11 protein-coding genes and 1 other annotated feature are annotated in these 12,498 nt (G+C 72.9%); of the genes, 8 read left to right on the top strand and 3 right to left on the bottom strand.

All coding sequences use genetic code 11. The features are described 5' to 3' along the window. Positions 1-80 precede the first annotated feature (80 nt). Positions 81-737, bottom strand: coding sequence for an HNH endonuclease family protein (locus JOE61_RS14695; RefSeq protein ID WP_307823031.1), 657 nt, complete (start codon positions 735-737; stop codon positions 81-83). A 223-nt stretch (positions 738-960) separates the two neighbouring features. Here JOE61_RS14695 and JOE61_RS14690 point away from each other — a divergent pair, with 223 nt between their 5' ends. Beyond that, entirely contained in the window at positions 961-2,364 is a 1,404-nt protein-coding gene (locus JOE61_RS14690; RefSeq protein WP_193666915.1) for a WS/DGAT/MGAT family O-acyltransferase, read from the top strand. Positions 2,365-2,373: 9 nt separating this feature from the next. Here the strand turns inward: JOE61_RS14690 and JOE61_RS14685 are convergent, their stop codons facing one another. Next, entirely contained in the window at positions 2,374-3,558 is a 1,185-nt protein-coding gene (locus JOE61_RS14685) for a site-specific DNA-methyltransferase (RefSeq protein WP_307823030.1), read from the bottom strand. A gap of 64 nt (positions 3,559-3,622) precedes the next feature. On the opposite strand from JOE61_RS14685, the gene JOE61_RS14680 reads away from it, so the two are divergent. The 5 genes from JOE61_RS14680 (at position 3,623) to JOE61_RS22560 (ending at position 10,885) form a co-directional block, all read left to right on the top strand. Next, entirely contained in the window at positions 3,623-4,546 is a 924-nt protein-coding gene (locus tag JOE61_RS14680; RefSeq protein ID WP_193666914.1) for a matrixin family metalloprotease, read from the top strand. 162 nt (positions 4,547-4,708) lie between these two features. Beyond that, positions 4,709-5,989 carry an HNH endonuclease signature motif containing protein gene (locus tag JOE61_RS14675; RefSeq protein ID WP_193666913.1) on the top strand — a complete coding sequence of 427 codons (1,281 nt, stop codon included), beginning with the start codon at positions 4,709-4,711 and terminating at the stop codon, positions 5,987-5,989. A 291-nt stretch (positions 5,990-6,280) separates the two neighbouring features. Beyond that, positions 6,281-7,545 (top strand): IS3 family transposase gene (locus JOE61_RS14670; protein ID WP_204797151.1). Its coding sequence is split into 2 segments (ribosomal slippage): positions 6,281-6,560 and positions 6,560-7,545, totalling 1,266 coding nucleotides; the frame shifts between segments, so codons are not numbered across the junction. Further along, positions 6,559-6,702: a sequence feature (AL1L pseudoknot), on the top strand. Its footprint overlaps the gene before it by 144 nt. A 496-nt stretch (positions 7,546-8,041) precedes the next feature. Then, positions 8,042-9,625, top strand: a complete 1,584-nt coding sequence (locus JOE61_RS14665) for an alpha/beta fold hydrolase (RefSeq protein WP_193668443.1) — start codon at positions 8,042-8,044, stop codon at positions 9,623-9,625. Between the two features lie 9 nt (positions 9,626-9,634). Further along, on the top strand, positions 9,635-10,885 hold the full coding sequence (locus JOE61_RS22560) for a phosphodiester glycosidase family protein (protein ID WP_193668444.1): 1,251 nt from the start codon (positions 9,635-9,637) through the stop codon (positions 10,883-10,885). Here JOE61_RS22560 and JOE61_RS14655 read toward each other — a convergent pair. Further along, complete coding sequence (locus tag JOE61_RS14655) at positions 10,872-11,354, bottom strand: hypothetical protein (protein ID WP_193668445.1); 483 nt, start codon at positions 11,352-11,354, stop codon at positions 10,872-10,874. The genes JOE61_RS22560 and JOE61_RS14655 overlap by 14 nt on opposite strands. 123 nt (positions 11,355-11,477) lie before the next feature. Between JOE61_RS14655 and JOE61_RS14650 the strand changes: the two genes are divergently transcribed. Both JOE61_RS14650 and JOE61_RS14645 read left to right on the top strand, forming a co-directional pair. Then, on the top strand, positions 11,478-12,080 hold the full coding sequence (locus JOE61_RS14650; protein ID WP_193668446.1) for a mismatch-specific DNA-glycosylase: 603 nt from the start codon (positions 11,478-11,480) through the stop codon (positions 12,078-12,080). Continuing rightward, the gene (locus JOE61_RS14645) at positions 12,077-12,487 is read left to right on the top strand and encodes a hypothetical protein (RefSeq protein WP_193668447.1); all 411 of its coding nucleotides are present in this window, start codon (positions 12,077-12,079) and stop codon (positions 12,485-12,487) included. The genes JOE61_RS14650 and JOE61_RS14645 overlap by 4 nt, the downstream gene beginning before the upstream one ends. The last annotated feature ends 11 nt before the right edge of the window (positions 12,488-12,498 follow it).

The following is a 12,498-nucleotide window of genomic DNA, read 5'->3' as shown; positions in this document are numbered from 1 at the left end:
CGTCGGTGGGCGACGGGCCCCTGGGGACGGCCCCGCCCCGGACCCGCCCTGTGCACGCTGACCGGCCAGTACGCCGGAGCTCAGCGCGCCAGGGTCACCGTGATGGTGGTGTCGCTGCAGCCGGAGGCCACCGACGACAGCGCCGACCGCTCGGCGGCGTCGACGCTCAGGCGCCAGCGGTGCTTGACCGCCACCCACTCGCGCACGTAGCGGCAGACCCGCTGGGCGGGCAACCAGTCCGCCGGGTCCTGGTCGCTCTTGGACTGGTTCACGTTGTCGGTCACGCCGACCAGGCTGCGGTAGTCGTCCAGGTCGTTGGCGAAGGCCTCGCGGGTGGTCGAGGACCATCCCGAGGCGCCCGAGTCCCAGGCCTCGGCGAGCGGCACCATGTGGTCGATGTCGACGTCCGAGGGGTCGGTCCACGAGACGCCGTCGTAGTAGGAGAACCAGCGCCCGCCGGTCAGCGAGCAGCCCGAGCCCACGGTGACCGGGTCGTCGGCCTCGGCGATCAGCACCTCGTTGCGGGTCGAGCAGCCGTCGCCGTCGGCGTCGGTCCAGTGCTTGAAGAGGGTCCGGCTGTAGCCGGTGCGCACCTCGGAGGCGCCCACCAGGTCGCCGATCGCCACGCTCAGCGGGGCGGAGTACTGCTTGGCGGCTGCGGCGGCAGGAGCGGCACCCACCGCGGGCAGCACCACCGCCGACCCGCTGGTGAGGAGGGTGAGGACCAGGGCGGTCACGAGTCGGCGCAGCACAAGAGCTCCCGGTGGGACGAGCACCGGCTCCCGAGCGAGCCGACGCGGTGCGCCCGATGCTGGCAGCACCGACGGGCGGCTGGGAAGGATCGCGATGAACTCGAGGCGGCGTGCCCGTGACTTCTCCGCCCGACATAGGTTCTCCTTGTGGCCCCCGTCACGTCACGGGGGCACGACGCCGTACGGCGCCCCGAGCGAAAGGCACATCGTGGTCTCAGCCATCGACCCCACCGCCACCGGCTTCCTGCTGGCGGAGAACCGCAACATGCCGATGCACGTGGGTGGGCTGCAGCTCTTCGAGAAGCCCGAGGGGGCCGGCCCGGAGTACATCCGAGAGATGTACGAGGCGATGCGCGACGTCGACGAGATCGCGCCGCTCTTCCTCAAGCACCCGCACCGCTCGGTGCGCACCGCGGGCCAGCTGGTCTGGAAGCCCGACCTGCAGTTCGACGCCCACCACCACGTGCGGCACAGCGCGCTGCCGGCCCCGGGGCGCTACCGCGAGCTCTTCGAGCTGTGCTCGCGGCTGCACTCCACCCGTCTGGCCTGGGAGCGCCCCCTGTGGGAGGCGCACGTGATCGAGGGCCTCGAGGACGGCCGCGTCGCGCTCTACACCAAGACCCACCACGCGCTGGTCGACGGCGTCTCGGCGATGCGGCTGCTGCAGAGCGTGCTCACCACCGACCCCGACCTGCGCGGCATGCCCGCGCCGTGGGCCGCCGGCCCGCCACGCAGCCGGTCGGGTCGGGGGGTCGAGGCGCCGTCGCTGCCGCAGATCCCGGTGGCCGCGCTGCGCAGCGCGCTCGCGCTGACCGCCGAGGCGGCGGCGATGCCGGCCGCGCTCGTGCGCACCCTCAGCAAGGGCGTGCGCAACGAGACCTCGGCGGTCTCCTTCCACGCCCCCCGCACCATCTTCAACCAGAGCATCACCGGGGCCCGCCGCTTCGCCGCCGAGGACTGGCCCATCGAGCGGCTGCGCGCCATCGGCAAGGCCACCGGCACCACCATCAACGACGTGGTGATGGCCATGTGCAGCGGCGCGATACGCTCCTACCTGCTCGAGCTCGACGCCCTGCCCGACACCCCGCTGGTGGCGATGGTGCCGGTGGGCCTCAACGCCAAGCAGTCGCAGATCGCCTCGGCCGAGGGTGGCAACGCGGTGGGCGCGGTGATGGTGCAGCTGGCCACCGAGCGCCCCGACCCCGCCGACCGGCTGCGCGCCATCCACGACTCGATGCAGGCCGGCAAGGAGGCCCTGTCGTCGATGACGCAGGTGCAGATCCTGGCGATGAGCGCGCTGGGCCAGGCCCCGATGATCCTGGCGCCGCTGCTGCGGATGCAGGGCATCGTGCGACCGCCGTACAACCTGATCATCAGCAACGTGCCCGGGCCGCGCACCACCCACTACTGGAACGGCGCGCGACTGGTCGGCACCTACCCGCTCTCGATCCCGATCAACGGGATGGCGCTCAACATCACCTGCACGTCGTACGACGGGCGCATCGCCTTCGGGCTGACCGGCTGCCGCCGCACGGTGCCGCACCTGCAGCGGCTGCTGGTGCACCTCGAGGACGAGGTCGCCGCGCTGGAGAAGGCGGCCGGGGTCGGTTGAGGCGGCGCCTCAGGCGGGAGGCACTTGCTGGGTGAGCTCGACCAGCCCGCCGCCGTGGCGCTCGGCGACCGCGCGCAGCCGCGCCCGGGTGATGTCGGCGACCGTGGCCAGGCCGGCCTGGGCGGCGTTGGAACCGGGCCGGGTGGGCTCGGCCCGGTTGACGCTGAGGCAGGTGCGGGTGCCGCCGTCCTCCTCGTTGAGCAGGGCGACGGCGTGGCCGGTGGTGCCGCTGCCGGCGAAGAAGTCGAGCACCGCGACGTCGTCGGGCATGGTCTGCAGGATCCGGCGCAGCAGCCCGGTCGGCTTGGGCGACTCGAAGACGTGGCCCACCAGCTCCTTCAGCTCGGCCACGGCGGTGTCGGTGGAGCCGACCTCCTCGGCGAGCCAGATGGTGGTCAGCTTCTTGCGCCGGCCCGGGTGCAGCCAGTCGCGCTGGAAGACGTCGACGCGCTCGCCGGTGCGCCCCCGCACGGTGCGGCAGACCAGGTCGTCGGCGCGCTGCTCGATGAGGGGGCGGCTCCACCGCCACACGGCGGGGCGGCCGTCGCCGAAGACGGGACTGACCTCGACGCCGCCCTCGAAGGGCAGCGTCGACACCCGACCGGTGCCCGGGTCGCCCCACACGCTGAAGTGCAGGGTGCGCGCGGTGACGGGGTTGAACTTCTTGTTGGTGTTGCGCAGCGGCAGCTCGCGGTAGCGCCGGCCGCTCTCCTCGTGCAGCAGCGCGAAGTCGCGCTCGTCGACGGTCTCCGCGCTGGTCGCGCTCAGCGCGCAGCGCGCCGGGTCGAGGGCGTAGACCAGCAGGTACTCGTGGCTGGTGGCGAAGCCGCGCCCGAGCTGGCGGCCCTTGGGGTTGAGGTTGACCACGACCTGCGCCACGAACGACGCCTCGCCGAAGACCTCGTCGAGGAGCAGCCGCAGGTGGGCGGCCTCGTGGTCGTCGATGCTCACGAAGAGCGCCGCCCTCGCCGACATCACACCGCGCGCCAGCTCCAGGCGCGGTCGCATCATCGCCACCCACGCCTGGTGCCGCGAGGCGCCGGCACCGCCGCGGATGTCGTCGCTGTAGGCGAAGTCGTTGCCGGTGTTGTAGGGCGGGTCGATGTAGACCAGGTCGAAGACCTGCTCCCGGGCGGCCAGGTCGGTGAGCACGTCGAGGTTGTCGCCCTCGACGAGGGTGTTCCAGGTGCCCACCAGCCGACCCTAGCCGCACTCCCCGCGCTCCGGCCGTCACCAGCGGTCGGGGACCATGGGCACCATGGGGTTCTGGCAACGACGGGCGCAGGCGCGGGCCCAGCGGCGGTGGGTGCGCGACATGGAGCGCCGGCTGGCCGAGCTCGACGGTCTCGACCCCTCCTTCTTCGACGACGCCCGGGGCCCCACGCACGGTGAGCTCTACCGCGCCGGCGGCCTCGGCTCGACCCCCGACCCGTCGCCGGGACGACGCGGGCGGCGCTCGCGCGGGCCGGTGCTGCCGGGCCTGCTGGTCGCCGCGGTGCTCGCCGGGCTGATCGTGGCCCGCGACCCCGGCGCCACCGGCACCCGGGTGCGCGAGCTGCTCGGCAGCAACGAGCGGCTCGGCGAGATCGTCGGCATCGGCGACGGGGACGGCGAGTACGCCTTCGTGCGCACCCAGCGCGGCAGCGACGAGCCGGTGACCTGGTCGCCCTGCGAGGAGATCCCCTACGTCGTGAACCCCGACGGCGCCCCGGTCGGCTGGGAGGAGCTGGTCGAGGAGTCGGTCGAGACCGTCGCCGGGGCTTCCGGCTTCGTCTTCGACGACGAGGGGCTCACTGACGACCGCGACTTCGACCGGCGCTCGGTGGCCGCCGGCTCGGCCAGCCCGGTGCTCATCGGCTGGGCCGACGAGGACGAGGTCCCGGGCCTGGAGGGCGAGGTCGCCGGCCTCGGCGGCAGCGCCTGGGAGACCCGTCAGATCGGGCCCGAGCGCTTCGTGACGGGCATGGTCGCCCTCGACACCGACACCTTCGACCGGCTCGCCGGCCAGCGCGGCGGCGAGCAGGCGATGCGCGCGATCCTCGTGCACGAGCTGGGCCACGTGCTGGGCCTGGCCCACGTCGACGACGACACCCAGCTCATGTACGGCGGCAACCTGGTGCGCACGGACCTCGGCGACGGCGACCTCGAGGGGCTTGCCCGCCTCGGTGCCGTCGGCTGCTGAGGCCGGCCGAGCAGTCAGTTTCGCACCACCGACCAGTCACTTTTGCACCATCGACCAGTCACTTGTGCACCGAAGAGATCATCTCGAAAAAAGTTTCGATCTGCCTGTGGAAAACGGCTTCTGACCTGGTGCTTTGTCGGTGGGCCCTGAGATACTTTACTCATGGCCACCACCGCGACGCACCCCATCGGAGGTGCTGTCGCGCGGGTGCACTCGGCCCTCGATGACGTGGCTGGTACGCCGGTGTGGTCGCTGAGCCAGGAGGCCACCGCGCAGACGTTGGTCGAGGTCTCTCGGGCCGAGGCCCGGTTGGTGGAGGTGCGCTCGCAGCTGTTGTCGCACGCTGAGACGGTGGCGGTGGCGGAGACGAACGCGTCGCCGTCGGTGGCGGTGTGGCACTCCAACGCGACACGGTCGACGAAGCGGGAGTCGTTCCGCCAGGTGCGTCTGGCGGCGGGTCTGGATCGGTACGAGCTGGTGCGGGAGGCACTGGGGCGTGGCGATGTCATCGCGGAGCAGGCGTCGGTGATCTGCACAGCGCTCGACGAGCTGCCTGACGACCTCGAGCCGTCGATCTTGGAGCAGGCGACCAAGGCGCTGGTTGCGTTCGCGGAGGTCCACGACGCGAAGGCGCTGCGGGTGCTGGGCCGTCGGATCCTCGAGGTCGTCGCGCCGGAGGTGGCTGAGGCCTGGGAGGCCGAGCAGCTGGACCGCGAGGAGCGGGAGGCGGAGAAGTCGGCGGTGTTCCGGATGCGTGAGGACGGGCACGGCCGGATCAAGGGCTCGTTCACGGTGCCGCAGCTGGTGGGTCAGATGTTGGAGCGGGCGCTGCTGGCGTTCGCCGCCCCGAAGCACCAGATCGCGAACCGCACCGCCGACGGTGCGGACGAGGAGGGCGAGCACGAGGAGCAGGCGCCGGTGCCGGTACGCCGCCCCACCGCGCAGCGGCTCGGTGCCGCGTTCGTCGAGCTCATCGAAAGGCTCGACCCCAAGGAACTACCCAAGGCAGGTGGCGTGAACGCCACCGTCGTGGTGACCATGACCCTCGACTCCCTCAAGGATGGCCTTGCGGCTGCCACCCTCGACACCGGTGACCGGATCAGCGCCGCCACCGCGAGGCGCCTGGCCTGCGAGGCCGGCGTCGTCCCTGTCGTGCTGGGCGGCAAGAGTCAGCCGCTCGACGTGGGCCGCGCGAAGCGGTACTTCACCCCGGCCCAGCGGGTCGCGATGGGTATCCGTGACGGAGGCTGCACCGCCCGGGGCTGTGATGCACCGCCGGCGATGTGTCACGCCCACCACGACGACCCGTGGTCGTGCCACGGCCACACCGACCTCGCCCGCGGGCGGCTGTTGTGTCCCTTCCACCACCGCCGGATCCATGACCCGGAGTACGAGAGCGACGTCGGGGCTGACAACCAGGTCACTTTCCACCGACGAACCTAGGAGCACTCCGCTCCCGGCGCCGTTGGTTGAGCAGCGAGGGCCGAAGGCTCGAGCGACGCCGAAACCCGGTGAGTCCATGGCGTACGGCGAACACGGTTGCGGTCTGCGAGTCACTCACGGGGTCTCGGCGTCGCTCGTCGCTAGCGCTCCTCCCTGCTCGACCAACGGTGCTGCGGTGCGCCGTTGGTTGAGCAGCGAGGGCCGAAAGCTCGAGCGACGCCGAAACCGGGTGAGCCCATTGTCGCGTGCCGGGTCTGATGGAGGCTCTCATTCCACGGAAGGATGAGAGTCATGGCAGCACCGAGGAAGTATCCCGAGGAGCTTCGGGAGCGTGCAATCAGGATGGCGGTCGATCTGCGGCGTGACCCGGCGACCAGGACCGGCGCACTGAAGCGGGTCGGCGATCAGCTGGGGATCAACGCTGAGACGTTGCGCAACTGGGTCTCCCAGGCCGAGGTCGACGAGGGCCACCGTCCCGGCGTCAGCAGCACCGAGGCGCAGCGCATCGCCGAGCTCGAGCGTGAGGTCAAGGAGCTACGGCGGGCCAACGAGATCTTGCGGACGGCCTCGGCTTTTTTCGCCGCGGCGGAGCTCGACCGCAAGCTGAAGTGACCACGGCGGTGCTGGTCGAGTACATCGACCAGCACCGGGCGAGGTTCGGGGTCGAGCCGATCTGCACCGTCCTACGCAAGGCAGGGATGCAGATCGCCCCGAGCACCTACTACGCCGCGAAGTCCCGGCCGCCCTCGGCACGCGCTGTCGCCGACGCGCAGCGCCTGGAGGTGATCCGGCAGGTCCACACCGACAACTACGGCGTCTACGGGGTCCGCAAGATGCACGCCGAGCTCAACCGGCGCGGTCACCGTATCGCCAGGTGCACCGTGCACCGGCTGATGCGCGCCGAGGGGCTGCGCGGGATCAGCAGAGCCAAAGGGCCGCGCACCACGATCCCCGGCACCGGCCCGGATGCCCGCCCGGACCTGCTGGACCGCGACTTCAGGGCACCTGCACCGAATCGTGTCTGGGTCGCGGACATCACCTACTGCCGCACCTTCGCCGGCTGGGTCTACGCCGCGTTCGTCATCGACGTCTACTCCCGCCGAGTGGTGGGCTGGCAGCTGTCGAAGAGCCTGCGCACCGACCTGGCGCTGGACGCTCTCGAGATGGGGCTGTGGACCCGCGAGCACGCCGGCCAGGACACCACCGGCGTCATAGCCCACAGCGATAAGGGCGTTCAATACCTCGCGGTTCGCTACACCCAGCGCCTGGCCGAGGCCGGCGCCGTCGCATCCGTCGGGTCGACGGGCGACTCGTATGACAACGCCCTGGCCGAGGCGTTCAACTCGCTGTTCAAGGCCGAGCTGATCCGCAACAAGGGCCCCTGGAAGAACATCGACGACCTCGAGATCGCCGTCGCCGAGTACATCGACTGGTTCAACCACCGACGCCTGCACGGCGAGATCGGACTCGTCCCACCCGTCGAGTTCGAGGAAGAGCACTACCGGCACAACCCCGCGCCGACTACCGTCGACGCGTCACTTCAGAGCCTCCACTGAACCCGGCACGCGACACATGGCGTACGGCGGGTGGTCGCGGTGGGCGGGCAGCTCATGGGGTCTCGGCGTCGCTCGTCGCTGGTGCTCCTCCCTGCTCGACCAACGGCGGCCCGCCGTTGGTTGAGGAGGTTGCGCAGCAACCGTCTCGAAACCCGGCGACCCCACGGCGTACGGCGGGTGGTTGCGGTGGGCCGGCCACTCACGGGGTCTCGGCGTCGCTCGTCGCTGGCGCTCCTTGCTGCTCGACCAACGGCGGCCCGCCGTTGGTTGAGGAGGTTGCGCAGCAACCGTCTCGAAACCCGGCGACCCCACGGCGTACGGCGGGTGGTTGCGGTGGGCCGGCCACTCACGGGGTCTCGGCGTCGCTCGTCGCTGGCGCTCCTCCCTGCTCGACCAACGGGGCAGGGCGGCGTACGCCGTGAACTGGCGCCGGGTCGCGTGACCCCGGGTCGGCGTGCTCGTTGTGTCGGTCGTCACCATCCACCCGGGAGCACACATGCGTCGAGTCACCGCCCTGGCCACCACGGCCGCCACCCTGGCCACCCTGGGACTCACCTCCCTGGGCCTCGGACCGGGCGGGACGGTCGCCCCATCGGCGTACGCCGCGCCGGCCGCGAAGCAGGTGCGGGTCAGCGACGGCTGTGTCAGCAGCGTGCCCGAGCCGGGCGAGAGCGACGCGGTCGACATCTGCTACTCGCTGTTCCGCCCGGCGGGCGCGAGCCGCAAGCGCCCGGTGCCGATGATCGTGCACAGCCACGGATGGGGCGGCTCGCGCACCACCGACCCGGCCGCGTTCGACACCTTCCTCGACGCGGGCTACGGCGTGCTCTCCTTCGACCAGCGCGGCTGGGGCGAGTCCGGCGGCCACGCGCACGTCGAGGACCCCGCCTTCGAGGGCCACGACGTACGCCGCCTGGTGCGGCTGGTCAGCCGGCTCCGGTGGGTGCAGCAGGACCGGCCCGGCGACCCGCGCCTGGGCGCGATCGGCGGGTCCTACGGCGGCGGCTACCAGCTCCTCGGCGCGTTCGAGTCGCTGCGCACCCAGGGCCGGCCCGTCTTCGACGCGCTCGCCCCGCAGATCACCTGGAACGACCTGTCCTCGAGCCTGGCTCCCGAGGGCGTGGTGCGCACCGAGTGGGCGCTGCTGCTGGCGGCCGCCTCGGTGCCTGACGACGCCCTGCCCCCGACCGTCTACAAGGCCCTCCTCGAGGGTGCCGCGCTCGGCCAGTGGCCCGACGGCTCGGTGCCCGGCACCGAGGACATGGTCGCGTTCATGGAGAAGAACGGGCCCGCCTGGCACGTCGCCAACGGCCGCCGCCTCGACATCCCGGTGCTGCTCGGCCAGGGCACCACCGACGGGCTCTTCCCCCTGCAGGAGGGCCTGGCGAACTGGCGCACGGCCCTGACGAAGCGAGCCCGCCGCGACAGCATCTTCGTCGGCTACAACGGCGGTCACGTGCTGCCGGCGGTGCTGCCGATGGGGGTCTCCATCACCTCCGACCCGTGCAGCGCCGAGCTGGCCGGCGGCGACTTCGAGCAGCTCTCGCTGCGCTTCTTCGACGAGCAGCTGCGCGGGCGCCGCACCGGCCTGCGCGGCTACGGCCGCCTGCACATCGCGACCCCGACCGACGAGTGCCTCACCACCCGCACCGAGCGCACCAACCACCGGGTCGACATCGGCACCGTGGCCACCTCGACCGCCGCGGGCGTCCCGCTCGGGACCCTCGTCGCCGAGGGCCCCATCGAGGTGGCCGGCTCGGCGTACCTCACCGCCGACGTCACCGCGGCCGGCGTCGAGAACCGCGCCTTCTACGGCCTGGCCGTGGGCACCAGCCCGCTCGACGCCCGCCTGGTGCAGAACAACGTGCTGCCGCTGCGCGAGCCGCTGCCCGTCGTCGGGGAACGCCGCCGCATCCAGCTGCCGGCCGTCGGCGTGCGCGTGCCCGCGGGCCAGAACCTCTACCTGCTGGCCAGCCCCTTCAGCGAGACGTTCGTGGGGATGAGCAGCCGCACCCCGGGCGTGATCGTGCTCGAGGACACGGTGCTGCACCTGCGCCGGACGGGCCCCGGGCGCGCTTAACCTTGGGCGGTGCTTCCCCGCTCTCGGACCACCGCCCTCGCGCTCGCCGTCGTGCTCGCGGGCCTCGGCGCGCCCGCGCTCGCCGACGGCTCCCCCACCGGCCCGACCGGCCCCACCGGTCGCGCCGGCCGCGTCGACCCGGGCCTGCCGGTGCACGCCGGCGTCGACGGCCCGCACAGCTCCGACGGGGTGCGCGGACGGGTCGCGCCGCGCGCCGCGGCGTACGACGACGAGCCGACCACGCGCGTCGTGCTCGAGCAGCGCCGCATCGCCCCCGGCGTGCGGTTCTCGTCGTGGAGCGAGACCGACGCGCGCGGGCCGGTGCGCTCCCACCTGCTCGCGGTCGACCTCGACGAGAGCAGCCTGCGCCTCGACTACGCCGCGCCGACGAAGGTGGCCGCCACCGACGACGTCATGTCGCTGGCCCGCGCCCGCCAGGCGATCGCCGCGGTCAACGGCGACTTCTTCGACATCGGCCGCACCGGCGCCCCGCTCGGCGTGGGCCGCTCGGTGACCCGGGGGCTCTTCAACGCCCGCGCGAGCGGCTGGAACGCCGCGTTCTACCTGACCCGCAAGGGCCGCCCGCAGGTCGGCGAGGTGACCCTGCGCGGCGCCATCAAGGAGCGCCCCCAGGCCAGCGTCACCAACTTCAACTCCCACTTCGTGGCCCCCGGCGGCATCGGTGTCTACACGCAGCGCTGGGGCACCTCGCCCGGCTACGCCGTCACCCAGGGCCAGGAGAAGAACGTGCGGATGGTCGAGGTCCGCGGCGGCAAGGTGGTCTCCAACCGGGCCAGGCTGCGCCCCGGCGCGAAGATCCGCGGGCTGGTGCTCGTCGGGCGCGGCGAGGGCGCACGCCAGCTGCGCAAGCTGCGCACCGGCAGCGCCACTGTGAACTGGTGGTTGGCCGGGCGGCCCTCCATGGTCGTCACCGGCAGCAAGGCGCTGATCGACGAGGGCGTGGTGCAGGTCGTCGACGACGCCGAGATGCACCCGCGCACCGCGGTCGGCATCGACCGCGACACCAACGAGGTGCTGCTGCTGGTCGTCGACGGCCGCTCCTCGACCAGCCGTGGGCAGACCCTCGTCGAGCTCGCACGCACCATGGTCGAGCTCGGCGCCGACGAGGCGCTGAACCTCGACGGCGGCGGCTCGAGCACCATGGTCGCCCGCGAGTCGGGGTCGCTGCAGGTGCAGAACTCACCCTCCGACGGGGCGCTGCGCCAGGTCGCCAACGGCCTGGTCGTCACCCAGCGCTGAGCCCGCCGGCCTCGAGCACCACGACCGCGACGGTGGTCATCGGCGCGAAGCACTGCCGCCCGGGGCTCGGCACCTGCGCGGCCTCGAGCACCACCGCACCCTCCGGCGTACGCCGCGCGCGCACGCTGGTCGGCTCGTCGCAGCCGACCGCCACCACCTGGGCCGCCAGCTCCTCGCCGCCCCCGGCCTCGAGCGCAGCGGCCGCCTCGGCCACCTCGCCCGCGAAACCGTCGCTGAGGTCGGCCGTGAACTCCGCCAGCGCCGCGTCGTCACCCACCGGCACGGCCACCTCGTCGGGCGCCTCCCCCGCGTCGGTGGCGGTCACCAGCCGCTCGCGCAGCACCACGGGCGTGCCTCCGGCGCCGCCACCCGTGCCGGCGCCGGCGTCGCCCTCGGCGCGCTCGTCGCCCGTCCCGCCGCCGCACGCCGCCAGGGTGGCGGTCAGCAACGCGGCGACAGGCAGGTGCAAGAGGGCTCCGAGAGGTCGCATGAGGGTGCGACGGTACCCACGCCGCCGCGGTTCCACGCCGAGCCGGCCGGTTCGAACGGGCCGGCTCGGCGCTGGGGCTGCGGGGCGTGGGAGGCTCGGGCCGTGGGTCGATCGTTCTCGCGCGCCGAGCTGGAGTCCTTCCGTGACGCGGAGGTGCCCGACCTGATCGGCCCCGACGTGCGGCTGCTCTTCGTGGGCATCAACCCCGGGCTGTGGACCGCCGCGACCGGCACGCACTTCGCCCACCCCGGCAACCGCTTCTACCCCGCGCTGCTGCGCGCGGGGGTGATCGAGGAGCCGATCGACCCGGCGGCCGGGATGAGCGAGGCGGAGCGCGACGTGCTGCGCCGGCGCGGCATCGCCATCACGAACCTGGCGCGCCGCGCCACCGCCAAGGCCTCCGAGCTCTCACGCGCCGAGCTGGTCGAGGGCGGCGAGCGCCTGCGCGCGCTGGTCGCCGAGGTGCGCCCGCGCGTGGTCGCGGTGGCCGGCGTGACGGCGTACCGCAGCGCGTTCGGCGTGCCCAGGGCCCAGGTCGGGCCCCAACCCGAGCCGATGGCCGGCAGCGCCCTGTGGGTGGTGCCCAACCCCTCGGGCCTCAACGCGCACGAGACCGTCGCCACCCTCGCCGAGGCGTACGCCGAGGTGGGGCGCGCCGCGGGCGTCCTGCCGCCCCTGCCGGGCTCAGGCACGATGCCTTCATGACCTCGATCGACATCGCCCGCGTCGACGAGCGCCACGCCTCCTGGGAACGGCCCGCATGGCGCTACCGCGTCTACGTCCAGGGCGGCGCCAGCGTGGGCGGCACGGAGGCGCCCGGCGGCACGACCGCGACCTACGACGTCACCGGGGCCGACGTCCTGCAGGTGCTCGACTGGGCACAGCGGCGGGCGGGGGCGTCGGCGACGTACTCGATCGCCCTGGTCGTCGACGAGCCCCACGACGGACGGGGGCTCGTGTGGCTCGTCGGGATGGACGGCAACGACTGGACCGACGAGCCGCACGACCGCCTGGTGCAGGAGCGGATGCTGGCACGGCGCACCGACCCCGTCGTTGTCCCGGAGGCCGATCGCATGCCCGTCGAGGTCCGGGTGCGTCCCTGGGCTGGCTGACGCCCGGCCCG

It is taken from the genome of Nocardioides salarius (assembly GCF_016907435.1).
Taxonomy (GTDB): domain Bacteria; phylum Actinomycetota; class Actinomycetes; order Propionibacteriales; family Nocardioidaceae; genus Nocardioides; species Nocardioides salarius.
Note: the sequence above shows the minus strand (reverse complement) of the source record. Positions and strands in the feature narration are given on the sequence as shown.

What these genes read in the sequence shown, in the direction of transcription:
- JOE61_RS14675 (WP_193666913.1), top strand. Translation starts at nt 4,709, where the DNA reads ATGGCCACCACCGCGACGCACCCCATCGGAGGTGCTGTCGCGCGGGTG.
- JOE61_RS14645 (WP_193668447.1), top strand. Translation starts at nt 12,077, where the DNA reads ATGACCTCGATCGACATCGCCCGCGTCGACGAGCGCCACGCCTCCTGG.
- JOE61_RS14665 (WP_193668443.1), top strand. Translation starts at nt 8,042, where the DNA reads ATGCGTCGAGTCACCGCCCTGGCCACCACGGCCGCCACCCTGGCCACC.
- JOE61_RS14680 (WP_193666914.1), top strand. Translation starts at nt 3,623, where the DNA reads ATGGGGTTCTGGCAACGACGGGCGCAGGCGCGGGCCCAGCGGCGGTGG.